19 protein-coding genes, 2 tRNA genes, 1 pseudogene and 1 riboswitch are annotated in these 21,709 nt (G+C 72.1%); of the genes and pseudogenes, 10 read left to right on the top strand and 12 right to left on the bottom strand.

The features are described from left to right. Nucleotides 1–15 precede the first annotated feature (15 nt). The gene (locus ACIQ6Y_RS12515; protein ID WP_404036496.1) at nucleotides 16–1,554 is read left to right on the top strand and encodes an amino acid permease; all 1,539 of its coding nucleotides are present in this window, start codon (nucleotides 16–18) and stop codon (nucleotides 1,552–1,554) included. An 88-nt stretch (nucleotides 1,555–1,642) separates the two neighbouring features. Continuing rightward, nucleotides 1,643–1,718 (top strand) — tRNA-Lys (locus tag ACIQ6Y_RS12510). Between the two features lie 180 nt (nucleotides 1,719–1,898). Here ACIQ6Y_RS12510 and ACIQ6Y_RS12505 read toward each other — a convergent pair. After that, the gene (locus tag ACIQ6Y_RS12505) at nucleotides 1,899–2,114 is read right to left on the bottom strand and encodes a hypothetical protein (protein ID WP_404036494.1); all 216 of its coding nucleotides are present in this window, start codon (nucleotides 2,112–2,114) and stop codon (nucleotides 1,899–1,901) included. Beyond that, a complete protein-coding gene (locus ACIQ6Y_RS12500) occupies nucleotides 2,111–2,455 on the bottom strand; it encodes a hypothetical protein (RefSeq protein WP_404036491.1) in 345 nt (114 codons plus the stop codon). The genes ACIQ6Y_RS12505 and ACIQ6Y_RS12500 overlap by 4 nt, the downstream gene beginning before the upstream one ends. A gap of 248 nt (nucleotides 2,456–2,703) precedes the next feature. On the opposite strand from ACIQ6Y_RS12500, the pseudogene ACIQ6Y_RS12495 reads away from it, so the two are divergent. Together ACIQ6Y_RS12495 and ACIQ6Y_RS12490 are read left to right on the top strand one after the other, a co-directional pair. Further along, nucleotides 2,704–3,458: pseudogene (locus ACIQ6Y_RS12495) on the top strand (DUF6879 family protein). Nucleotides 3,459–3,468: 10 nt separating this feature from the next. Then, nucleotides 3,469–4,320, top strand: coding sequence for a helix-turn-helix domain-containing protein (locus ACIQ6Y_RS12490; RefSeq protein ID WP_404036488.1), 852 nt, complete (start codon nucleotides 3,469–3,471; stop codon nucleotides 4,318–4,320). A 33-nt stretch (nucleotides 4,321–4,353) separates the two neighbouring features. On the opposite strand, the gene ACIQ6Y_RS12485 is transcribed toward ACIQ6Y_RS12490, so the two are convergent. Next, the gene (locus ACIQ6Y_RS12485; protein WP_404036485.1) at nucleotides 4,354–4,650 is read right to left on the bottom strand and encodes a GntR family transcriptional regulator; all 297 of its coding nucleotides are present in this window, start codon (nucleotides 4,648–4,650) and stop codon (nucleotides 4,354–4,356) included. Nucleotides 4,651–5,148: 498 nt separating this feature from the next. On the opposite strand from ACIQ6Y_RS12485, the gene ACIQ6Y_RS12480 reads away from it, so the two are divergent. Next, the gene (locus ACIQ6Y_RS12480; protein ID WP_404038277.1) at nucleotides 5,149–5,508 is read left to right on the top strand and encodes a hypothetical protein; all 360 of its coding nucleotides are present in this window, start codon (nucleotides 5,149–5,151) and stop codon (nucleotides 5,506–5,508) included. A gap of 131 nt (nucleotides 5,509–5,639) precedes the next feature. Here ACIQ6Y_RS12480 and ACIQ6Y_RS12475 read toward each other — a convergent pair whose 3' ends face one another. The 5 genes from ACIQ6Y_RS12475 to ACIQ6Y_RS12455 all read right to left on the bottom strand — a co-directional run bounded on the left by ACIQ6Y_RS12475 (nucleotide 5,640) and on the right by ACIQ6Y_RS12455 (nucleotide 8,659). Next, nucleotides 5,640–5,969, bottom strand: coding sequence for a hypothetical protein (locus ACIQ6Y_RS12475; RefSeq protein ID WP_404036482.1), 330 nt, complete (start codon nucleotides 5,967–5,969; stop codon nucleotides 5,640–5,642). Continuing rightward, nucleotides 5,947–6,642: a hypothetical protein gene (locus ACIQ6Y_RS12470; RefSeq protein WP_404036479.1), complete on the bottom strand. Its 696-nt coding sequence runs from the start codon at nucleotides 6,640–6,642 to the stop codon at nucleotides 5,947–5,949. Before ACIQ6Y_RS12470 ends, ACIQ6Y_RS12475 begins: the two co-directional genes overlap by 23 nt. Nucleotides 6,643–6,720: 78 nt before the next feature. Then, nucleotides 6,721–7,368, bottom strand: a complete 648-nt coding sequence (locus tag ACIQ6Y_RS12465; protein ID WP_404036476.1) for a class I SAM-dependent methyltransferase — start codon at nucleotides 7,366–7,368, stop codon at nucleotides 6,721–6,723. A 59-nt stretch (nucleotides 7,369–7,427) separates the two neighbouring features. Continuing rightward, complete coding sequence (gene ribA, locus ACIQ6Y_RS12460; RefSeq protein WP_404036473.1) at nucleotides 7,428–8,072, bottom strand: GTP cyclohydrolase II; 645 nt, start codon at nucleotides 8,070–8,072, stop codon at nucleotides 7,428–7,430. Nucleotides 8,073–8,179: 107 nt separating this feature from the next. Then, complete coding sequence (locus ACIQ6Y_RS12455; RefSeq protein ID WP_404036470.1) at nucleotides 8,180–8,659, bottom strand: MarR family winged helix-turn-helix transcriptional regulator; 480 nt, start codon at nucleotides 8,657–8,659, stop codon at nucleotides 8,180–8,182. Nucleotides 8,660–8,882: 223 nt separating this feature from the next. On the opposite strand from ACIQ6Y_RS12455, the gene ACIQ6Y_RS12450 reads away from it, so the two are divergent. The 4 genes from ACIQ6Y_RS12450 to ACIQ6Y_RS12435 all read left to right on the top strand — a co-directional run bounded on the left by ACIQ6Y_RS12450 (nucleotide 8,883) and on the right by ACIQ6Y_RS12435 (nucleotide 13,454). Next, nucleotides 8,883–10,013 carry a dihydrofolate reductase family protein gene (locus tag ACIQ6Y_RS12450; protein WP_404036468.1) on the top strand — a complete coding sequence of 377 codons (1,131 nt, stop codon included), beginning with the start codon at nucleotides 8,883–8,885 and terminating at the stop codon, nucleotides 10,011–10,013. A gap of 83 nt (nucleotides 10,014–10,096) precedes the next feature. Then, nucleotides 10,097–10,170 (top strand) — tRNA-Met (locus ACIQ6Y_RS12445). A gap of 791 nt (nucleotides 10,171–10,961) precedes the next feature. Next, a complete protein-coding gene (locus ACIQ6Y_RS12440; protein WP_404036465.1) occupies nucleotides 10,962–12,005 on the top strand; it encodes a PP2C family protein-serine/threonine phosphatase in 1,044 nt (347 codons plus the stop codon). A gap of 214 nt (nucleotides 12,006–12,219) precedes the next feature. After that, a riboswitch (cyclic di-AMP (ydaO/yuaA leader) is annotated at nucleotides 12,220–12,378 on the top strand. Between the two features lie 11 nt (nucleotides 12,379–12,389). Continuing rightward, nucleotides 12,390–13,454 carry a M23 family metallopeptidase gene (locus ACIQ6Y_RS12435; protein WP_404036462.1) on the top strand — a complete coding sequence of 355 codons (1,065 nt, stop codon included), beginning with the start codon at nucleotides 12,390–12,392 and terminating at the stop codon, nucleotides 13,452–13,454. 89 nt (nucleotides 13,455–13,543) lie between these two features. Here the strand turns inward: ACIQ6Y_RS12435 and ACIQ6Y_RS12430 are convergent, their stop codons facing one another. From ACIQ6Y_RS12430 to ACIQ6Y_RS12415, 4 genes are all read right to left on the bottom strand, one after another. Continuing rightward, nucleotides 13,544–14,911: a PrsW family intramembrane metalloprotease gene (locus ACIQ6Y_RS12430; RefSeq protein WP_404036459.1), complete on the bottom strand. Its 1,368-nt coding sequence runs from the start codon at nucleotides 14,909–14,911 to the stop codon at nucleotides 13,544–13,546. 73 nt (nucleotides 14,912–14,984) lie between these two features. Further along, a complete protein-coding gene (gene trmB, locus ACIQ6Y_RS12425; RefSeq protein WP_404036457.1) occupies nucleotides 14,985–15,794 on the bottom strand; it encodes a tRNA (guanosine(46)-N7)-methyltransferase TrmB in 810 nt (269 codons plus the stop codon). A gap of 118 nt (nucleotides 15,795–15,912) precedes the next feature. After that, the gene (gene lhgO / locus ACIQ6Y_RS12420) at nucleotides 15,913–17,142 is read right to left on the bottom strand and encodes an L-2-hydroxyglutarate oxidase (protein ID WP_404038274.1); all 1,230 of its coding nucleotides are present in this window, start codon (nucleotides 17,140–17,142) and stop codon (nucleotides 15,913–15,915) included. Between the two features lie 77 nt (nucleotides 17,143–17,219). Continuing rightward, nucleotides 17,220–18,644: an MFS transporter gene (locus ACIQ6Y_RS12415; protein ID WP_404036454.1), complete on the bottom strand. Its 1,425-nt coding sequence runs from the start codon at nucleotides 18,642–18,644 to the stop codon at nucleotides 17,220–17,222. 692 nt (nucleotides 18,645–19,336) lie between these two features. Between ACIQ6Y_RS12415 and ACIQ6Y_RS12410 the strand changes: the two genes are divergently transcribed. Beyond that, a complete protein-coding gene (locus tag ACIQ6Y_RS12410; RefSeq protein ID WP_404036451.1) occupies nucleotides 19,337–21,436 on the top strand; it encodes an asparagine synthase-related protein in 2,100 nt (699 codons plus the stop codon). Nucleotides 21,437–21,709: the final 273 nt, after the last annotated feature.

The raw sequence follows: 21,709 nt of genomic DNA, 5'->3' as shown, positions 1-21,709 counted from the left end.
GGAATTGCTGGGGGCATGACAGATGACGTCAACGCGAGCGGGCCACCGACGGACGAAGAGCGGCTGGCCCAGCTCGGTTACACGCAGGTGCTCGCCCGCCGGATGTCGGCGTTCTCCAACTACGCGGTGTCGTTCACGATCATCTCGGTGCTGTCGGGCTGTCTGACGCTGTACCTGTTCGGCATGAACACCGGCGGCCCCGCGGTGATGACGTGGGGCTGGGTCGCCGTCGGCCTGATGACGCTGTTCGTGGGCCTGTCCATGGCCGAGATCTGCTCGGCGTATCCCACCTCGGCGGGCCTGTACTTCTGGGCGCACCGGCTCGCCCCCGCCCGGACGGCGGCCGCCTGGGCGTGGTTCACCGGCTGGTTCAACGTGCTGGGCCAGGTCGCCGTGACCGCGGGCATCGACTTCGGGGCGGCGTCCTTCCTCGGCGCGTACCTGAACCTCCAGTTCGGCTTCGAGGTGACGCCCGGCCGCACGATCCTCCTCTTCGCGGGCATCCTCGTCCTGCACGGCCTGCTGAACACCTTCGGCGTGCGGATCGTCGCGCTGCTGAACAACGTCAGCGTGTGGTGGCACGTCCTCGGCGTGGCGGTCATCGTCGGCGCGCTGGCCCTCGTCCCCGACCGCCACCAGTCGGCGTCGTACGTCTTCGGCGAGTTCGTGAACCACACCGGCTGGGGCAGCGGCGTGTACGTGGTGCTGCTGGGACTCCTCATGGCCCAGTACACCTTCACCGGCTACGACGCCTCCGCGCACATGACGGAGGAGACGCACGACGCGTCGACGGCCGGCCCGAAGGGCATCGTCCGGTCCATCTGGACGTCCTGGATCGCCGGCTTCGTCCTCCTGCTGGGCTTCACCTTCGCCATCCAGTCGTACGAGGGCGCCCGGATGTCCCCGACCGGCGCGCCGCCCGCCCAGATCCTGCTCGACGCGCTGGGCGCGAGCGCCGGAAAGCTGCTGCTGCTCGTGGTGATCGGGGCGCAACTGTTCTGCGGCATGGCGTCGGTGACGGCCAACAGCCGCATGATCTACGCCTTCTCCCGCGACGGCGCCCTGCCCTGGTCCCACGTCTGGCACACGGTCAGCCCGCGCACCCGCACCCCCGTCGCGGCGGTCTGGCTGGCCGCACTCGGCGCGCTCGCGCTGGGACTGCCGTACCTGATCAATGTGACGGCGTACGCGGCGGTGACCTCGATCGCCGTCATCGGCCTCTACATCGCCTACGTCATCCCGACGCTGCTGCGCGTGCGCAAGGGGGAGGCCTTCCAGCGGGGCCCGTGGCACCTGGGGCGCTGGTCGGGGATCGTGGGCGTGGTCTCGGTGGCCTGGGTCGGCGTCATCACGGTCCTCTTCATGCTCCCCCAGGTCTCCCCGGTCACCTGGGAGACCTTCAACTACGCCCCCTTCGCCGTCCTCGCCGTCCTCGGCTTCGCCGCCGCCTGGTGGCTGGCCTCGGCCCGGCACTGGTTCCTCAACCCCGACCACGAGCGCACCATCGCCCGCGAGGCGGCCCGCGCCGGCACACCCGAACCGGTCGATCCCTAGCCATTCGCCACTCCGACGCGGCCGGGTCCCCGATACCCGATCGGAGACACGGCCACGTCCGGCTATGCTCGGGTAGGCAACATCGCCAGGGCCCTTAGCTCAATTGGCAGAGCAGTGGACTTTTAATCCATTGGTTGTGGGTTCGAGTCCCACAGGGCCTACCAGGACGACCCCAGCTCACGGGCTTCATGAGCTGGGGTCGTGTCCGTTTTGGGATGCTCCACGATCGCTAGCTGGCCCGCTGCTGGCCCGAGGGGTCCACGAGAGGTGCTCTGACAGCGGAACAGCCGCCCCTCCCTCCATGCGGCCGCCCCAAGGGGGTGAGGACGGCCGTGGTCGCGGGGCTACTCCACCCACACGAGGCCGTGAGTGTCCTCGTGTGAGGTGCGCCCGGTGTAGTAGTCCATGTGCTGACGGTTGGTGTGGGGGCTCTTCGTGCAGTGGCCGTGACCACTCGGGTGCTCCAGCCAGCAGTAGCCACCCGCACGGCCGGCGGACTGCTCGGCCTCGCGCATCCGCTCGGCGAGGTCGCGCAGCGGCCCGGGTTGCTCCTTGGTCACCTGCGGCCGTCCCGGATCATCCGCAGCAAGATGGCGCCCGCCTCGCAGCCCGCCGGATTGTGCCTGCAGGTGTCACAGTCCGGTGCGTGGATGTGGAGCGCGGTGAACGCCGCCCTGCTGGTGCACTGGCAACAGGCCCGCGGGAAAGTCGAGTAGTGCCCATCGAGGCGGCGGTGTCTGCGCTCGCCGAGGTCGACCGCTGTCTCGGCAGTGAGGGGGGTGTCGCACCAGATGCACATGGCGCCGCGGACCTGCCCGACAGACAGCCCGTCCAAGGGCGGAAGCGGCAGCAGCTTCGACACCCTGGATGGGACTTCTTGGATCTGGATCGTGATGCTCACGCTGCTTGCTCCCGTCGCCGGCGGGCCTGGGCGAGCCGCAGGGCTACGTCGGGTGTCTCGGATGCCTTGGCCATGAACGGGACGCTACGGACGAAGCGTTGACGTGAGGTAGGCGGTGTTCTCGAATGTTCTCGGCGTCTGGCCGAATGTTCTCGTGTGGTCTCGTATGGAGTGCGTCACGCTGTGGAGCGGGACCGTCGGCGTGGTGATGCTGGTGGCGACGAGAGCCCCACGCAGAGGGAGGGACCATGGCACGACGACTGCGGTTCATCGGTACGGACAGCAAGAACGGCGGCTGCCCCGCACTGCATGAGGACGTCGCAACAGGTGACGTCATCGTGCAAGGGCCGCCCGTCACCGACCCCGGTGAGCTCGCGCAGCTCCAGCACCTCGGCAGCGGTGACGTCGCCGTTGTGGTGCCGCGTGAACTGCTCGTCAATCACGCTCCGAAGGAGATGCAGCGGGTGCCCCAGCTGATCAGTCCGGAGGAGTTCGGCCGGCTCTTCGAGACGTTCGAACACTCGGCGTGGCACCTGGAGACTCTCGGCGGGCCTACGCCTCGGACCGCGAGGACGAGGGGTATGCCGAGTTCCTCGCCACGGGCAGCGCACCGATGGACCTCGACAGCGACTGGTGCACGAACATCTCCCGGCAGACGTCGGCCGGTAAGTATGTGGGCCGTGTGCGGGTCGTCGACGACCCGCCGACGGACGGACAGCGGTTCCTCCTGTCCTACGCGCGGGTCAACGCGGCCACCGGAGAGGACGTCCGAAACCTCCGGCGCGAGGACGCCGACCGCGCGTACCTGCCCGCCGAGGACTTCTGGATCTTCGACAGCCGTCTGGTCGCGATCCTGCGCTTCGACGACGAAGACGCCTGGCATGACGTGGAGATCATCACGGAACCCGCCGAGGTTCTGAAGTACTGCCAGATCCGCGACGCCGCTGTGCATGCCTCGCAGCCGTACGAGGAGTTCGCGGCGCACGTCGGCATGAAGGGCTGACACGGCACCGGTGACCACCGACTACCAGCAGGCCCGCGAGGCCCTCGGCACGCGGTTGAGGGAACTGCGTCTTTCGGCTCCCGAAGGTCGGCTCACCGGTACGCGACTCGCCGACCGGCTGGGCTGGCCGCACTCGAAGGTCTACAAGCTGGAGAGCGGTCGACAGACCGCCACCAGCGACGACCTGCGTGCATGGGCGAACGGGGTGGGCCGACCCGACGTGTTCGACGAACTCGACGCCCGCCTCAGGGGCTTCGAGAGTCACATCCGCTCATGGCGCCGCCAGCTCGCGGCAGGCCACCGACCCGTCCAGGACAACTGGAACTTGGAGGTCAACCGCTCCAAGGTCATCTACGCCTGGGAGGAGGCCTCCGTCCCGGGCATGCTCCAGACCGCCGACTACGCCCGCGCGATGTTCCTGCGATATGCCGACCTCCACGGCTCCGTACGAGACACCGAGGACGCCGTTCGGGTCCGGCTCCAGCGTCAGGCGTGGCTGTACGAGGCCGGCCACCGCCTCCACGTGCTGATCTGGGAGGCGGCCCTGCACGCGCTGATCTGCTCGCCGTCCGTGCTCGCGGCTCAGCTCGATCGGCTTGCGGGCACGGTCGGCATGGACACCGTCGAGCTGGGGATCGTTCCCCTCTGCGCGGCACTGAAAATCCCGCCCGCGAACGGGTTCTGGGTCCTCGATGAGCGGCTCGTCATCGCGGAGGACTGGCACGCGGAGATATGGCTCGACGACGCCGACTCCGTGGCCACCTACCAGCGGGTGTGGCGCACGCTCAGCGAGTCCGCGGTGTACGGCGCGGACGCACAGAGAGTGATCAGCCGGGCCCGACGGCCGCTGTCGGCCTGGTGACGTAGGGAGACTGGAATCCGCCGCGACGGCCGGTCAGCCTGCTGTCGTGCTCTTGCCCGCGGTCCCGGTGGGCGGCTGCTCCACGACGAAGGACCCCTTGCCGCGAACGGTGACGATGAGGCCCCGCTCCCGGAGTTCCTGGGCGGTCCGCCGTGCCGTGAGCCGCGCCACGCCGTACTCGTCGGCAAGGTGATTCTCCGACGGAATCGGCCTGTCCGGTGCCAGCTCTCCGGACTCGATCTTCCCGGCGATGATGTCGGCAAGCTGGACGTAGAGCGGCCTCGCGCTCATCGGGTCCAGGCTCGGGGCCTTCTTCTCTGCATCGCTCATATGTCCAACGTAGGCATACGTCGACCTGCACGGTCGAGTGGATCCCTCTGTACTTGTATGTAGAGGGGTGCATACAGGTGTAGCTTCCGGAGACAGAAAGACCCCGGCGAGGTGGATCAGACCTCCCGGGGCATGGCCGATCTGAACGGAGCAGACCGACATGCAGGACCTTATCCGCAGTCTCGCCGAGTGGCTGAGGCTCGTGTTCGCCTCCGGCACCGGACGGCGGCGCGCAGGAGCCCACCCCGCCGCCACGCGGCGGCCGACCGTCGCTCGCGCCGCCCGCTCTCCCGAGACCTCTCTCCTCCCTCACCGCTCTCCCTACGGCCTCGATCTCCCTCTCGAGGGCACGGAATGCCGCCTCGTGCGCCCATATCTCACGGCGCATGAGCGAGAGCGGGCCCTCCAGCGGCGTCGGCGCCTCGCCCTCGTTCTCGCAGCCGACTTCGGGATCGACCTCGACCGGCACCTGGTCGGCGCGAGGGAGGTAGTGGCGTGATGGAACCGGTCGCCGTGCCCCGCCTTCTGCCCTGGCTGTCCCCGGAGGGCAAACCGTGCTTCCTCGTCCCCGGCAGCGGGGATGGGCCGCTGTCCCGTCTGGCCGACGATATGGAGGCCGTGCAACTGGAGACGGCCGGGGCGGTGGCCCGTCTCGCCGGGAAGGTTCTGGACGACCCCAAGTCCCCGTACACCGAGGTGCGTTACGCCGGGCTACGACTCGTCGAGTGCCTGCGCGATGTGCTGCGCGTCGCCGAGTCGCGGGGCATGCGCCTGGTGCCACCGGAAACCGGAGACAACGGCGAACCGGGGGACGTCGACATCGCGGCCCGTGGACGTGAGCGGGGAGGAGCCTCATAGGTCCGCACTGCGCATACCGCTAGCGCCACGCCGGGCGTACCAGCCACGGCGATGCACACGGCGCCCGCGCCGACTCCGGTCGGCTCGGGCGCCGCTGCGTTTTCCGGGCGTCACCGCCGCCGGAACGGGTGTCACCGCCACCAGAAGCTGTAAGCCCGGCCCAGTGCGTCGATCGCCGTCTCGTCGAGCTCGGGGTGCCGGTTGCGGGTGTCGGCCTGGTAGGCGTGGGTGGCGGTCTGGAGGTTCTGGGTGGTCCAGTCGGCCTCGAAGGTGTTCATCTCGGCGACCACCGTCTCGGCGTACGACAGGAGGCGTTCGGCCTCGGTGGGCTCGAACGCCTCTCGCACGGATTGGGGGCTGGGCTTCGGGTACGGCAGTCCCGCTCCCAGCAGGTACAGGGTGACGGCCCGGCTGCGGTGGTCGTCCGTCACCCGGGCGTCACCGGTTCGGCTGCTCTCCACGGGTGTAGAGCGTAGTCTCCGAGCCGTTCTGCGAGTCGACGGAAACCACCTTGCTGACCTTGGCGTTGCGCTTGAGGTTCTCGAACTCGGTGTACCAGATCGCGTTCGGCCGCACGTACGGGCCGAGGATCACATGCACCACCCCGCTGGCCTGCCGCGCGTACTCCTCCGACACCGCCGACCAGGCCACCTCGACCTTCTGCGAGCCGTCCCAGGTCGGCATGGTGATGTTCCGCTGCTCCAGCAGCATCCCCAGGGTGACGCCCTTGCGCTCGGTGGCGATCCGCTCGGCGATGTCCTCGCCGCCCGCCCCCAGCCCCGACCAGAAGTACGCGGTGCTCCGCCGCGTCGAGAAGTCCCCGACGACGACCTCGGCCCCGACCGTCCGCAGCGCCGAGGCGACCTGCGGCACGGCGGACTCGGACGGGTGGAAGGTGGCGTGCCCCCACTCCCCGTTCTGCTCCCGGTCCGGGTACACCGCGATGACGGCGGTCCTGCCCGACGCCTGCGCCGCGCTGCCCGACGCCTGCGCCGTTCTCCCCGACCCGTGCGCCGCGACAACCGCCGCCCCGCCACCGGCCCGCTCCCCGGCCACCGCCCCGACCGGCTGCCCACCCAGCAGCAGGAAGACGGCCGCTCCGGCGGCCAGGGTCCTCGACAGCCATGCCCTCATTACGGCACCACACTCCTAGCCACGTGATCACTGTGTGCGATCGGGAGGCTACAACACGTGATGAGGCGGAGGGGTGCGCTACACCGCTGCCCGCCGCACCAGCAGGTAGCTCCGGCGGCTCGGGTGCTCCGTGTCCGGGTACGGGGCCCGGTCCAGGTGGGCTGTGGGCGAGAGGCCTGCTGCGGTGAGGGAGCGGGTCTCCGCGGTGGGGTCGAGGAAGTGGAAGGTGAGGTCGACCGGGTGGTCCCACCAGGTCGACAGGTGGCGGGAGTCGCCGGGGGCGGCGTCGGGGTCGCTGGTGTGGAAGGAGAGCAGGGCGTGGCCGCCGGGGCGGAGGACGCGGGCGAACTCGGCGTAGGCGAGGGGGCGTTGGGCGGCGTCCAGGTGGATGACCGCGTAGAGGCACAGGAGGGCCGAGACCGAGGAGGAGCGGATCGGGAGCCTGGTCATGTCGGCGGCCGCGAAGGGGAGGGCCGTCGTGCGGCGGGCCACACCGCACATGGCCGGGGAGAGGTCGAGGCCGGTCACCTGGGCACCGCGGGCCGCCAGGTAGGACGTGGCGTGGCCGGGGCCGCAGCCGATGTCGAGGACGGGGCCGTCGCCGGCGAGTTCGGCCAGGGTGTCCAGGAGGGCGCGGTCGAGGGGCTTGCCCGTGAGTTCGCCGGCGATCTCGGTGGCGTAGCGCTCGGCGACGGTGTCGTAGCTGCGGCTGGTGGAGGTGGGCAACGGGAGACCTCGATGTCGGCGTTCCCGTCCGTCCACGGGCTCGCGCCCCAGTATCGCCCTCAGCCCGCCGTGAGGTCCGTCAATTCTCCCAGCGCGAGCGTGTGTTGGGTCTGCAGGACCTTCGCGTGCAGGTAGCGGACGTTGTGCGCGGTGGTGAACACCCCGGTGGGGACGCGGTCGTGGACCGTGATGCCGAGGCCCTCCAACTGGGCCGCCTTGTCGGGGTTGTTGGAGAGCAGGTCGAGCTCCGTGATGCCGAGGGCGCGCAGCATCTGGGCCGCCGCCGTGTAGTCGCGGTCGTCCTCGGGGAGGCCCAGGGCCGCGTTGGCCTCGTACGTGTCGAGGCCCTGGTCCTGAAGGGCGTAGGCGTCGAGCTTGTTGTAGAGGCCGATGCCGCGTCCCTCCTGGCGGAGGTAGAGCAGGACGCCGCCGCGGTCGGCGATGCGCTCGACCGCCTCGCGCAGCTGCGGGCCGCAGTCGCAGCGGGCCGAGCCGAAGACGTCGCCCGTCAGGCACTCGGAGTGCAGGCGGACCAGCGGCACGGCCCCCGGCTCGCCCGGCTCTCCAAGGATCACCGCCACGTGTTCCGCGCCGTCCGTCAGTCCGTGGAACGTCACCAGCTCGGCGTCGACGCGGTAGCCGTCGGCGAAATTCAGCGGGACCCGGACGCGGGCGCGCTGGGTGGCGGCGGGGATGTCGGGCATGAGGTCTCCGTCCCTCGGTATGCGGCTTGTGCTTCAGATTTGAAGCAGTGCACCTGACGGGACCGTATCTTGTGCTTGAAACTTTAAGCAACCTGGCGTGACGTACGTCACGAACGGCGCAGCCACGGCACGTCGTCGTCCTCCGCCGCACCTCTGATCGCCGTGCAGATCTCCTCCAGCTGGCCCACCTGCTCCGGGCTCAGCCGGTCGAACAGGCGCCTGCGGACCGTCTCGACGTGGCCCGGCGCCGTGCGCTCCAGGACGGTCATGCCCTGGTCGGTCAGCGTGGCGATGCTGCCGCGCCGGTCCGAGGGGCAGCCCTCCCGGCCGACCAGGCCGTCCTTCTCCAGGCGGGTGACGGCGTACGTCAGCCGGCTGCGGGTGATCTTCAGCGCCTCGGCCAGCTCCGTCATGCGCAGCCGCCGTTCCGGTGTCTCGGACAGGGTGGCCAGGATGGAGTAGTACAGATGCGGCATGCCGGCGTCCTGCTGGAGCTGCCGGTCCAGCGCGTCCTCCAGGAGGTGCGTCGCGGCGACGTAGGCGCGCCAGGCGCGCTGCTCGTCCGGGGTGAGCCAGCGGGTCGTCATGCCGCCAGTGTAGGTTTGCTTCAAACTTGAACCAAGTCCGGCCGTTTCGAGAATCCCGTCCCCCCGAGAACCCCGTCCCCTTCCGAGAATCCCGTCCTTCCGAGAACCCCGTCCGCCCCGGTAACCCCGTCCGCCCCGAGAATCCCGCCCGTTCCGCGATTCCCGCCCGCTCCGAGAATTCCGCCCGTTCAGACCACTCCGCCCCGCTCCGAGAGGGCCGCCGATGCCGTACCCGTACGTCCTCCTCTCCGCCGCCGTCTCCCTCGACGGCTACCTCGACGACACCGGCCCCGACCGTCTGCTGCTCTCCTCGCCGGCCGACTTCGACCGGGTCGACGCCGTACGGGCCTCCTGCGACGCGATCCTCGTCGGCGCCGGCACCCTGCGCGCAGACAACCCGCGGCTGCTGGTCAACTCCGCCGAGCGGCGTGCCGCGCGGGTGGCCGCCGGGCGGCCGGAGTTCCCGCTCAAGGTCTGCGTCAGCGCCACCGGCGACCTCGACCCCGGCGCCCGCTTCTGGCACACCGGTGGCGAGAAGGTCCTGTACACCACCGACAAGGGCGCCGAGCGGGCCCGGCGAGCGGGGATCGCCGCCGACGTCGTCGCCCTCGGCCCCGTGCTCGACTGGCGGGCCGTCCTGGAGCATCTGCACGACGTACGCGGTGTACGGCGGCTCATGGTCGAGGGTGGCGGCACCGTCCACACCCAGCTCTTGAAGGAGCAGCTCGCCGACGAACTCCAGCTCGTCCTCGCGCCCCTGCTGGTCGGCACCCCCGACGCGCCCCGGCTGTTCGGGCCCGGCGGCTACCAGGGCGGCCGGCTGCGGCTCGTGGAGACCCGGCGCATCGAGGACGTCGTGCTGATGCGGTACGAGCCCACCGCGCCCGGCGCCGGCAGCGTCGCCGTGCCCGCCGACCGGCACTGGCTCGCCCTCGCCTGCGAGCTGGCGGCGCTGTGCCCGCCGTCGCGGACGGCGTTCAGCGTGGGCGCGGTCGTGGTCGCCGCCGACGGCACCGAGCTGGCCCGCGGCCACTCCCGCGAGGGCGACGACCCGGTGGTGCACGCGGAGGAGGCCGCGCTCGCCAAGATCGACCCGGCCGACCCGCGGCTGCCCGGCGCCACCGTCTACTCCAGCCTGGAACCCTGCGCCCGCCGTGCCTCCCGGCCCGCGCCCTGCGCCCGGCTGATCCTCGACGCGGGCGTACGCCGCGTGGTCACCGCCTGGCGCGAACCCGACACCTTCGTCACCGACGCGGACGGCAGCGGGCTGCTCGCGTCCCACGGCGTCGACGTCGTCGTCCTGGCGGAGTACGAGGGTGCGGCCAAGGCGCCCAACGCGCATCTGCTCGGCTGATCTGGGGGAAACCCGCAGGTCAGAGGGGTGGGCCTAAACGCTTCGCTTTATGTCCCGCGGATGGCGTACACTGGTTTCAACGACGCGGGGTGGAGCAGCTCGGTAGCTCGCTGGGCTCATAACCCAGAGGTCGCAGGTTCAAATCCTGTCCCCGCTACTGAAGACTCAGGGCCGGTATCCATGCAGATGGATACCGGCCCTGAGTGTTTCCCACACACCTGCCACCCCGCCTTCCCGGACCATCCCCCGGTCGGACTCCCCCGCTCGCCGCCCTCGCCCGCCGCGGCGACCCTGGACGGACGGGGCCCGACGCGCGGCCCGCGACGACATGCGCCTGCGGGAGTACGAGTGGTGCCGCCTGCTGAGCTGGGTCCCGAGCGGAGAGCCGGCGCGAGGGAGCACGCCGAGCCCGGCGATCTCGCGGGCCCCAGGCCCGGCGATCCGGCGGATCCGACAGCCGGCGATCCCGCGGACCCGAGGCCCGGTGATCCCGCGGGCCTGAAGCCTGATGATTCCGCGGCCCTGAAGCCCGGCGATCTCGCGGACCCGAGGCCCGGTGATCCTGCGGACCCGAGGCCTGGTGATTCCGCGGGCTTGAAGCCTGGTGATTCCGCGGGCCCCAGGCCCGGTGATCTTGCGGGACCGAGACCCGGCGATCCTGCGGGTCCGACGGCCGGTGATCTTGCGGGCCCGAGGCCCGGTGGTCCCGCGGACCGGAACCCCGGCGACCCCACGGCCCCGAGGCCCGGTGGTCCCGCGGACCGGAACCCCGGCGACCCCACGGCCCCGAAGACCAGCGATCCCGCGGACCGGAACCCCGGCGACCTCGCAGACCCCAACCCCGGCAACCCCCCGCACCCCGACCCCGACGCCCCCGCGCCCAGCACCAGACCCCCCGAGCGGCGGCGGATCTCCTGCGCCCGGACCCTCGTCCGCGCCCTCCCGGCCGTGCTGATCGCCGCCGGTGCGGCCTACGACTCCTTCACGCCGGCCGCGTACACCGCGGTCCCCTTCTTCACGGCGGCCCCCCTCGTCGCCGCCCCCCTCTACTCCCGGCGCGGCACGCTGCTCACCGGGGCCGCCGCGATCGTCGTCGTACTGGGCGTGCATCTGCTGATGGGGATCGTCCTGGACGTGGAGTCGGTCACCGAGCTGCTCACCGTGGTGACGGTGTCCTTCCTGGCGGTCGTCATCAACATCCTGGTGCGTCGCGGCGACGAGCGCCTTGCCTCCGCGCGCGAGATCGCCGAGGCCGCGCAGCGGGCCGTGCTGCCGGAGCCCGCCGAGCGGATCGGCGGGTTCGAGATCGCCGCGCGCTACGAGGCGGCGCAGGCGGACGCGTTCATCGGGGGCGACCTGTACGCGGTGCAGGACAGCCCGCAGGGGGTGCGGCTCGTCGTCGGGGACGTACGCGGCAAGGGCATGGGCGCGGTGTCGGCGGTCGCCGTCGTCATCGGGGCGTTCCGGGAGGCGGCCGAGCAGGAGGCCACGCTGGAGGCGGTCGCCCAGAGGCTGGAGCGCGCCCTGGACCGCGAGGGCACGCGGCGCGACGGGCTGGACGCCCACGAGGGGTTCACCACGGCCGTGCTGGCCGAACTCCCGCACGGCGACGGCGTCGTACGTCTCCTCAACCGCGGCCATCCCGCCCCGCTCGTGCTGCACGCCGACGGCACCCTCGTCCCGCTGTCCGCCCACCGGCCCGCCCTGCCGCTCGGCATGAGCGACCTCGGCCGCTGGCCGGACCGCGCCGAGGAGCACCCCCTCCCCGGCGGCGCCACCCTGCTGCTCTTCACCGACGGCCTGTCCGAGGCCCGTGACGCCCGCGGGGTGTTCTACGACCCCGAGGCGCGGCTCGCCGGGCGCACCTTCCGCGGCCCCGGCCAGTTGCTGCGCACCCTCGCGGAGGAGGTCCGCCGGCACACCGGCGGCGCCCTCGCCGACGACATGGCGCTGCTCGCCGTACGGCGCCCGGCCCGGGGTGACGTGCTGTGATCGGGCGAGCGCCCTGCGCATAACATCTGAGTCACCATCAAAAACTCGGACGGTACTGAGTACGGGTCAACTCGCCCGTTTTTCGCCCCTCCTGGGTTCTACGTCCCTGTCGATCGCGTTAATGATCAAGCCGAACGGCTTGGAATTGGAGCCCCGGTTCTATTAACGTCCGATAACGCAGCGCGGTCGTCCCAGCCGTCACAAGAGACGGCTCCGTGCGCACGCGCCGAATCCCGTCAGGGAACCGGGGAACCACCAACTTGGGGTGAATCGGGCGTATTTCGCCGTGGACACACGGTGTCATATACGCGCGTAGGAGACCTTCCTGCTCCGAACCCGTCAGCTAACCCGGTAGGCGAGAAGGAAGGAAAGGAGCACGCCCACGTGGCGTCCAACCGCCCTGCCCCGCATGCCCCGTTCATGCCGGGCCAGCGCACCGCCGAGACCGAGGAAACGTTCGTCTACGGCGGCCACCCCACCGACGAGGGACCGTGGGAGGAGTGGAACCCCACCGCGGACTCCGTCCGCCCCGTCCGCGGCCGGCACCGCGTCGCCAAGCAGCGCGGCGGCGGACTCGCCCGCAGCTCCACCGTCCTCGGCGTCGGCGTCATAGCCGCGGTCGGCGCCGGCGGCATGGCCAGCGCCCAGTCCGGCAAGCCGCCGGTCGCCATCTCCATGCCCGACCTGCCCTCCATCGGCTCCCTCATCTCCGACGACGCGCCCGCCGAGGAGACCACCGAGGCCGTCGCCCCGCTCAGCAGCCTCGGCACCGACACGGCCGACGCCACCGAGGACACCGCCGACGCCGGTGAGGCACTGCGCGCCCGCATCATGGCGCAGGCCGCCCAGCAGCAGGACCAGGCCGACACCAAGGCCGCCCAGGCGGCCCAGGCGGCCCAGGCCGCGGCTCAGGCCGCCGCCGAGAAGGAGGCCGCCGAGGCCGCCGCCAAGGCCGAGAAGGAGGCGGAGGCCAAGGCCGCCGCCGAGAAGGCCGCAGCGGAGGAGGAGGCCCGCAAGAAGGCCGAGGCCGAGCGCCTCGCCGAGCTGGCACGCCAGTACACGCTGCCGACCTCCTCGTACACGATCACCTCCACCTACGGCCAGGCCGGCTCGATGTGGTCCTCCGGCTACCACACCGGCCTCGACTTCGCCGCGCCCACCGGCACGCCGATCAAGGCGATCCACACCGGCACGATCACCGAGGCCGGCTGGAGCGGGTCGTACGGCTACAGCACCGTCCTCACCCTCGAGGACGGCACCGAGATCCGCTACGCCCACCAGTCCTCGATCAACGTCAGCGTCGGCCAGACGGTCAACACGGGCGATGTCATCGGGCGCGTCGGCGCGACCGGCAACGTCACCGGGCCGCACCTGCACCTGGAGGTGCACATCGACGGGGCCGGCGTGGACCCCATGGCATGGCTGCGGGACCGGGGCCTGAACCCCTGACGCCCCCTCCGCTCGACTGAAACCCCGGTGGTCCTGACGACAACCCCCCGACGTCAGGGCTGCCGGTTTCGTCTGCCTAGGGGCAGGCCCTAGGACCGGTACGGGTTGTACGCCGGGTACAGCGGCTGGGCCGGGTACAGCGGCTGGGCCGGGTAGGCCGGGTGCGGCTGGATCCCGTAGCCGTAGCCGGGTGCGTAGTACGCCCGGACCGGTGTCGTCGCCCGGGCCGCGTACTGCAGAGCCGGGTGGGCCACCTCGTGGCGGGCCCACAGCTCGTGCAGCAGCGCCTGCTCCCGTACGACGAAATCGGCGCCCGCGCGGCCGCGGCGGGCCCGGTGCCGCAGGAAGGCCAGGGACGTGGCGTACGCCTCGTACTGCGCCACGGCCCGCTTCGCCCGCTTGCCCAGGTGGCGGTCGGCGTACTCGCGGGCCAGCCGGCGGGCGCGCATCGAGCCGAGCGCGTACGGCTCCGCCGGGGTCAGCCAGCCCGCCGCGACATACGGCGGGAGTTCCTCGCGCACCGTGCGCAGCTCCCGCTGCCGGGTCCAGATCACCAGCCAGGTCAGCAGGCCGAACGCGGGCACCATGAACGCCCCGTACACCGCCAGGAACCCGAACTCGCCGAAGGTCGCCGAGCCGTTCCACAGCGCGTGCATGCCCATCGCCAGGAGGAGGCCGGAGACGGGGACGGCCGTGCGGCGCAGGGTCTGGCGCTCACCGGACAGGGCGGCGATGCCGAAGCCGATGCCGGTCAGGACGGTGAACAGCGGATGCGCGAACGGCGACATGATCACGCGGACGAAGAAGGTCGCGGCGGTGACGGACGCGATGCCGCTGCCGCCGGTGAGCTGGTCGGTGCCGAAGGCGTTGCCCAGATAGAGGATGTTCTCCGTGAACGCGAAGCCGGTCGCGGTGACACCGGCGATGACGACACCGTCGACGATCCCGGTGAAGTCCGCTCTGCGGAACAGGAACAGCAACAGGATCGCGGCCGCCTTCGCGGACTCCTCGACGACCGGCGCTATCACCGTCGCGCCGAGGGTGTCGGCACTGGACGGGTCGGCCGTCGCCGTCGCTATCCAGCGCGTCGCGAAACTGTTCGCCACGATCGCGATCAGCGCCGCCGCGCACGCGCCCCAGGCGAAGGAGAACAGCAGATTGCGCCAGGGTCCCGGCTCCACGCGGTCCAGCCAGCGGAACGCGGCTATGAGCAGCGGGACGGGCAGCACCGCGAGGCCCAGCCCCACCAGGAAGCCGTCGGTGCCGGTCTGCTCGCGCACCAGGGCCAGGATCACCAGCCCGGACAGCGCCAGCAGGGTGATCAGCGCGGCGTAGCGCACCCAGGTGCGTTGCCACCAGTGCGGATGCCGTGTGCCGCCGACGGAGCCTGAGCCTGAGGGACGGGGCGGACGGGGCGGATGTGCCGGGTACGCCGGGTACGGAGGACTGGTGGCCACGACATCGACCCTAACGGGGGACACGGGGTTGGCGCTTGGCTTCCCTATGGGGGCTAAGGGCTTCCCCAGGGGGCTACGGGGTCAGCCCTGGGGCTTCCTTCGCGCCGTGCTGTACGCGACGGAAGAGCAGGTCGTTCACCACATGACCCTTGTCCAGTCCCTGCCCCTCGAAACGGGTCAGCGGGCGGAAGCCGGGTCGCGGAGCGAAGCCGCCGTCCGGCTGGGTGTTCTCGAAGTCGGGGTGCGCATCGAGCACCTCCAGCATCTGCTCGGCGTACGGCTCCCAGTCCGTGGCGCAGTGCACCAGCGCGCCCGGCCTGAGGCGGGTGGCGGCGAGGCTGAGGAACTCCGGCTGGATCAGCCGGCGCTTGTGGTGGCGCTTCTTCGGCCAGGGGTCGGGGAAGTAGACGCGCAGGCCGTCGAGGGAGTCCGGGGCGAGCATCTCGCGCAGCAGGATGATCGCGTCGCCGTTGGCGACCCGGATGTTGGTGAGCCCGCCTCGGTCGGCGAGGCCCAGCAGGTTGCCCTGGCCGGGGGTGTGGACGTCCACCGCGAGGATGTTGGTGTCCGGGTCGGCGGCGGCCATCTGGGCGGTCGCCTCGCCCATGCCGAAGCCGATCTCCAGGACGACCGGGTTGTCGTTGCCGAACAGCTCGCCGAGGTCGGGGATCTTGTGCCCGTCGATGTCCAGGCCCCACTTGGGCCACAGGCGCGCGAGGGCGTCGGCCTGGCCGGCGGTGACTCGGCTGCGGCGGGGCTGGAAGCTGCGGATCCTTCTCTCGAAGTGGGAGCCGGCGGGGTCGGGCTGGGGGCCGTCCGGGAAGCGCGGCGCTCCGCGAGGGCGCGCGGGTCGGGGCTCGGGGGTGTTCGGGGTGTCAGACACAGTGGGGTGATTTTACGTGGGGGCGGGGGAGGGGCGCCGAGGGTCCGGCCCCCGACGGTCCGGCCCTCGCTCCAGTCCTCCCGCCCTCCCGCCCTCCCGTCCTCCTGTCAAAGAGGCATCACGCCTCGCCCAGTGCCGTGAGTGCGAGGCGCGCCACCTCTCTCCCGATCGGGAGGGACGCCGTGGCGGCAGGGGAGGGGGCGTTCAGGACGTGGACGGCTCTCGGCGCTTCCTTGATGAGGAAGTCGTCGACCAGGGTGCCGTCGCGCAGGACGGCCTGGGCGCGGACGCCGGCCGGGGCGGGGACCAGGTCCTCCTGCGTGACGGCGGGCAGGAGCCGGCGGACCGCCTCGGTGAAGGCGGCCCGGGACAGGGAGCGGTGCAGCTCGCCCGCGCCGTAGCGCCAGTGACGGCGGGCTATGTGCCAGGAGCCGGGCCAGGCGAGGGTGGCGCCCAGCTCGCGGGGCCGTACGGTCCTCCAGTCGTAGCCCTCGCGGGCCAGGGCGGGCACGGCGTTGGGGCCGATGTGGACGCCGCCGTCGATACCGCGGGTGAGGTGGACGCCGAGGAAGGGGAACGCCGGGTCCGGCACCGGGTAGACGAGGCCCCGCACCAGCTCCGGCCGCGCCAGCTCGTAGTACTCGCCACGGAAGGGGACGATCCGCATGTCCGGCTCGTCGCCGGTCATCCGGGCCACCTCGTCGCAGCGCAGCCCGGCGCAGTTCACCAGCACCCGCCCCCGTACGACGTCCCCGCGCGCGGTGCGCACGGCCACGCCGAGAGCGGGGCGGCGGTCCACCTGGACGACCTGCGCGCCGTAGCGGATGTCGGCGCCGGAGGCCTCGGCGAGCTGCCGGGCGACCCCGACGAAGTCGCACACGCCCGTGCTGCCGACGTGTATCGCCGCGAGGCCACGCACCTCGGGTTCGTACTCCGTGATCTGGGCGGGTCCCAGCTCCCGTACCGGAATGCCGTTCTCCCGGCCGCGCTGCACCAGTGCGTGCAGCCGGGGCAGCTCCTCCCGCTCGGTGGCGACGATCAGCTTGCCGGTGACGGCGTGGTCGATGCCGTACTCGGCGCAGAACTTCACCATCTCGGCGGCGCCCCGCACCGCGTACCGCGCCTTGAGCGAGCCCGGGCGGTAGTAGATCCCGCTGTGGATGACGCCGCTGTTGCGCCCCGTCTGGTGCCGGGCCGGGCCCGGCTCCTTCTCCAGCACCGTCACCCGTGTGCCGGGCGCGGCCCGCGTGATCGCGTACGCCGTCGACAGCCCGACGATCCCCCCGCCGATCACCAGCACATCGCAGTCGTACGCGAACCCGGATCGCACCCGCACCACCTCCCGCATCCGATAGTGCACTGCGCCACTGACAACGCCTTCAAACGCATGTGCCCCGACGGGTGAGGGGCCGTGTCGGTGGCTGTCTACGCCGGAGCCATCAGCAAGGGCCGCGCCCTCTCCCGCAGCTCCACCACCCGGGGCTCGTCCCCGTACGGCTCCAGCCGGTGCAGCAGATCCTTGACGTACTCCGTGGTCCGGGCCGAGGAGATGCGCCCGGCCACCTCCACGGCCCGCACCCCCTGCTCGCACGCCGCGTCGAGGTTCCCGGACTCCAGCTCGGCGACGGCCGAGACGACGAGCCGCAGCCCATGGGACCGTACGAACTCCTCGGTCGGCTTGGACAGGGCGTACTCGGTGAAGCGCCGCACCTGGCGGGGCGCCTTCAGGTCGCGGTAGCACTCGGCCGCGTCCGCGGCGAAGCGGTCGTAGGAGTAGAAACCCAGCCAGCTGGGGTCGCTGTCGCCGGGACGGGCCCGTTCCAGCCAGCTCTCGGCGGCCTTCAGGGAGGCGCCCGCCGCCTGCGCGTCTCCGGCGCGCGCGTGCGCGCGTGCCTCGACGAGGCGGAAGAAGCTCATCGTGCGCGCGGTGGCCAGGCCCCGGTTGCGCTCCAGGGCGGCCTGCGCGAGGTCGACGCCCTCGTCGCCGAAGCCGCGATAGGTGGCCTGGAGGGACATGGAGGCCAGGACGTACCCCCCGAGGGGGACGTCCGCGGCCGCGCGGGCGAGGCGCAGGGCCTGGATGTAGTAGCGCTGGGCGGCCTCCTGCTGGCCGGTGTCGAAGGCCATCCAGCCGGCCAGCCGGGTCAGCTCGGCGCTGGCGCCGAACAGGGCGCGGCCGACGTCGTCGGAGTAGGAGCCCAGCAGCAGCGGGGCCGCCTCCACTCGTAAACACTCGGGGACCATGGAGGAGCGCCAGTCGCCGCCGCCGTACTTGGAGTCCCAGCGCCGGGCGTCCTCGGCGGCCTCCCGCAGCTTCTGCACATCGCTGTGGCCGACTTTGAGCGGTGAGCCGGTGCCCTCCGCGTGGCTCGGCTCGCGTGCGACCGAGCTGTCGGCCGGGGTTATCAGCCATCGTGACGCGGGCGTCGCGTACGCGGTGACGGCGAAGGATCCGGCCAGCGACTGCCAGATGCCGCCGGAGCCGGCGCGGCGCCCGGCGAGATCGAGCCGGTAGAGCTCGGTGGCTGATTTCACCGCCTGGCCGACGTCCCGGGGGAAGGCGAGGCCCACCTCGGGCGCGGGGTCGGCATCCGCGAGACCGATCTCGTGCAGCGGCACCGGCCGGCCGAGTTTCTGGCCGATCGCGGCCGCGATCAGATGCGGTGCCGCACCCTGCGGCACCATGCCCTTCGACACCCAGCGCGCCACCGACGTCTTGTCGTAGCGAAGCGTCAAACCCCGTTGTGCGCCAAGGTCGTTGACGCGCCGCGCGAGGCCTGCGTTGCTGATTCCCGCGAGGGCGAGAACGGCGCCGAGCTTTTCGTTCGGCCCGCGTTGCTCCCTGGACATGCGCCACCCCTCGACACAGACGGCTGCCGCCCTGGCATAACCACGCGGCATTCGTAAACCCAGCGTAGTTCGCCGCATCCCAAGCGTTAAGGGGCATTGTTCCGGATGGCGGGATTGTGGTCCGCACTGAAGTACGGCCCGGGCACGGTGCGTTGCGGCGCGCTCCCGCTGTGTGGCCGTGCGCCTGTGTGTGCGCTCTTCTCCGGCCATCTGGGGAGCGATTCCATGGCTCTTGCGTGGGTCGGCCCGCTGTACTGGATCCAGTGGGCTGGGGGACACCGCCGCCTTCATCCCCGCGGGCGGCGGACCGGTCCGGGAGGCGAACTCCGCCTCCCGGGCTGCGCGCACCCGGTGGTGCGCAGAGCCTGTACGGAGCGTGTGCGGCAGCGGATCAACACCCGCGGCTCCGCCGTTTTTTGGCCGAAATTCGACCCCCTCGGGCAGGGGGGAACAGCCCTCCCACCACGGGAGTTGAGGGCGCGCAAGGTGTTTCGAGGGAGCATTCAGGGGGCGCATTCGCGTCGCACGCGCCCCACCTCCCCCGGCCACCGCTCCGCCGAAGCCCCCGCGCGCGGGGGCTGATTCGGTGTGCCGCAAGCGGCACCGCCGACGCTCTGGGACGCGTTCTTCGTGGCAGCATGGTGAACCGGTTCGTACGGTGCACTGGTTGTCCACAGCCTGTGGAGGCGTCCATGCGGTGGTTGGTGGGATGGAGCAGCGCCGCCGCGCGAGCCGCCGGGCCCGGTTCGGCAGGAGCCACCGGCTACGACGGCGAGACCCTGCACCCCGTCGGCTCCCACCTGTTGTGGGGCGACCCCGACCCGCTGTGGGCCGTCGGCGACTGGCGCCCCGACGAGATCCGCGTCGTGAGGGCCGACGAACAGAACCGCATCGCCGTCCTGGGCACCTGCGGCGCCAGCGACGAAGAACTGCGGCTCGGCCTGTTCACCGCGCGCGGGGGCGCCCTTCGCCATCTGACGGCCTGGTCCGGCAGCTACACGGCCGTCGTCCAGGTCGGCCGCCGCATCACCGTCTGCGGCGATCTGGCGGGCGCCCGCCCGGTGTTCTACGCCCCCTGGGCCGACGGCACCGCCTACGCCACCGCCGCCCTGCCGCTCGCCGACCTCGTCGAGGCCAACCTCGACTTCGGCCACCTCGCCGCCCTCCTGGCCGCCCCGGACGTCCCGGCCGCCCTCTACGACTCCACGCCCTACGACGGCGTACGGCGCATCCCGCCGGGGCACGCGCTGATCCTGCGCACCGGGGCGCGCGAGGTCGCCGGCTACGAGCCGGTCGCCTCCCTCGCCGTCGCCGCGCCCCCCGCCGACCCCGACAGCGCCGTCGACGCCGTACGCGACGCCCTCATCGAGTCCGTACGCACGCGCCTGGCCGCACCCCGCCACGTCCCCGGCACGGGCATCGACCCCGGCCCGGTGCCCGGCATGGGCCCCGCCGAACGGCGCGCCGCGCGCGGGATGCCCGTCCCCGGCATCGGCGCCGACCTCTCCGGCGGGCCGGCCTCCAGCACCCTCGCCCTCCTCGCGGCCGGCCTGCCCGGCATGCCCGGCACCGTCCTGGGCCACGGCACGGGCGCCGGAGAACGCCTCCTGGCGGTCACCTTCAACGACCTGGCGGTAGGCGGCCGAGAGGCAGAGCTGGAACGCGCAGGAGCCCTGGCCGCCAACCCCCGCCTGCACCACGTCGTGGTCACCGGGGGCGAGGACACACTCCCCTACGCCGAACTGGACGGCCCCCTGACGGACGAGCCGAGCCCCACCCTGGTCACGGCCGCCCGCCACCGGGCCCGCCTCTCCGCCGGCAGCGCCGACCACTTCACCGGCTACGGCGCCCGCCAGGTCCTCGACGCCCACCCGGCCCGCCTCGCCGACCTCCTGATGGACCGCAAGAGGAGACACCTCGTCCGCCCCGTCGCCGCCCTCGCCAAGGCCGACGGCTCCGTCATGGTCCCCGCGCGCGTGTACGGCGCCGCCCGCCGCCTCGCCCGTACCTCCTACAGCACCGGCGTGGAGACCCTCGCCGCCCGCCTCGCCGACCGCCGCTTCGACGACCCCGGCAGCGCGGTGGGCGCCTCCCTGGCCGCCCTGGCCTGGGCCTGCCCGGGTCCGGCCGCCCGCTGGCTCACAGGTGAGGCACTGGCGGAAGTATCGATTCGCTTGCAGTCCGCCACCCACCGCGCCGCCGGAGGCCCCGGCCAACGCCCCGGCGACCACCGCGCGCGTGCCGCCCTCGCCCGCACGGCAGCCGACATCCGCGTCCTGGAACAGGCCGCCGAAATCCGCTTCCAGCGCCTGCACGCCCCCTTCCTCGACAACCAGGTCGTCCGCGCCTGCCGCGACCTCCCCGAGGCCCTGCGCGTCCAGCCGGGTGCCCGCGCGTCCATCCTCAGCGCCGTCCTCAAGGGCGCCGGAGTCCCCGACGTACCCCCCGGGTGGGGCGCCCCCTCCCACGCCCCGGCCGCAGCCGCCGCCCGCACCGGCCTGCGCGTCGCCGCCGACTCCCTGATCGCCCTCTTCGACACGCCCCTCCTCGCCCAGGCCGGCCTCGTCGAGGCCCGCGTCGTCCGCAAGGCGCTGCGCTCGGCCGCCGCGGGTGAACCCCTTCCCCTCGACGGCCTCGCCCACCTCGTCTCCCTCGAACTCTGGCTCCAACGCCTTCTCTCCCGCCGAGGCACCTGCTGGACCGGCACCCCGGCCCGCGCCCGCGCCGTACCGGCGGGCATCACCCCCCAAAGGGGCGCCCTGGGAGCGGGAGCCGGCGCCCGCAGAGCCTGACCTCGCCCGCAACCGGGCCTCTCCCGCCGTACGCGACTGCGGGCCGTCGTGGGTTGATCGCGCAGTTCCCCGCGCCCCTGAGGAGGTGGGCCTCTCCCGCCGTACGCGACTGCGGGCCGTCGTGGGTTGATCGCGCAGTTCCCCGCGCCCCTAAAGGACGTGGGCCGTTCCCGCCGTATGCGACTACCGGCCGTCCGGGGCTGATCGCGCAGTTCCCCGCGCCCCTGAGGGACACGTCCGTCAGCCGCGTACGGCCGTGAGCAACCGCGGACG

Origin of the sequence: Streptomyces sp. NPDC096205 (assembly GCF_044763135.1) — a bacterium.
Classification (GTDB): Bacteria; Actinomycetota; Actinomycetes; order Streptomycetales; family Streptomycetaceae; genus Streptomyces.
This window is presented reverse-complemented; position numbering and strand designations above follow the sequence as displayed.

What these genes read in the sequence shown, in the direction of transcription:
- ACIQ6Y_RS12470 (WP_404036479.1), bottom strand. Translation starts at nt 6,642, where the DNA reads ATGAGGGCATGGCTGTCGAGGACCCTGGCCGCCGGAGCGGCCGTCTTC.
- ACIQ6Y_RS12450 (WP_404036468.1), top strand. Translation starts at nt 8,883, where the DNA reads ATGCCGTACCCGTACGTCCTCCTCTCCGCCGCCGTCTCCCTCGACGGC.
- ACIQ6Y_RS12485 (WP_404036485.1), bottom strand. Translation starts at nt 4,650, where the DNA reads ATGAGCGATGCAGAGAAGAAGGCCCCGAGCCTGGACCCGATGAGCGCG.
- lhgO (WP_404038274.1), bottom strand. Translation starts at nt 17,142, where the DNA reads ATGCGGGAGGTGGTGCGGGTGCGATCCGGGTTCGCGTACGACTGCGAT.
- ACIQ6Y_RS12480 (WP_404038277.1), top strand. Translation starts at nt 5,149, where the DNA reads ATGGAACCGGTCGCCGTGCCCCGCCTTCTGCCCTGGCTGTCCCCGGAG.
- ribA (WP_404036473.1), bottom strand. Translation starts at nt 8,072, where the DNA reads ATGCCCGACATCCCCGCCGCCACCCAGCGCGCCCGCGTCCGGGTCCCG.
- ACIQ6Y_RS12415 (WP_404036454.1), bottom strand. Translation starts at nt 18,644, where the DNA reads ATGTCCAGGGAGCAACGCGGGCCGAACGAAAAGCTCGGCGCCGTTCTC.
- ACIQ6Y_RS12455 (WP_404036470.1), bottom strand. Translation starts at nt 8,659, where the DNA reads ATGACGACCCGCTGGCTCACCCCGGACGAGCAGCGCGCCTGGCGCGCC.
- ACIQ6Y_RS12410 (WP_404036451.1), top strand. Translation starts at nt 19,337, where the DNA reads ATGCGGTGGTTGGTGGGATGGAGCAGCGCCGCCGCGCGAGCCGCCGGG.
- ACIQ6Y_RS12515 (WP_404036496.1), top strand. Translation starts at nt 16, where the DNA reads ATGACAGATGACGTCAACGCGAGCGGGCCACCGACGGACGAAGAGCGG.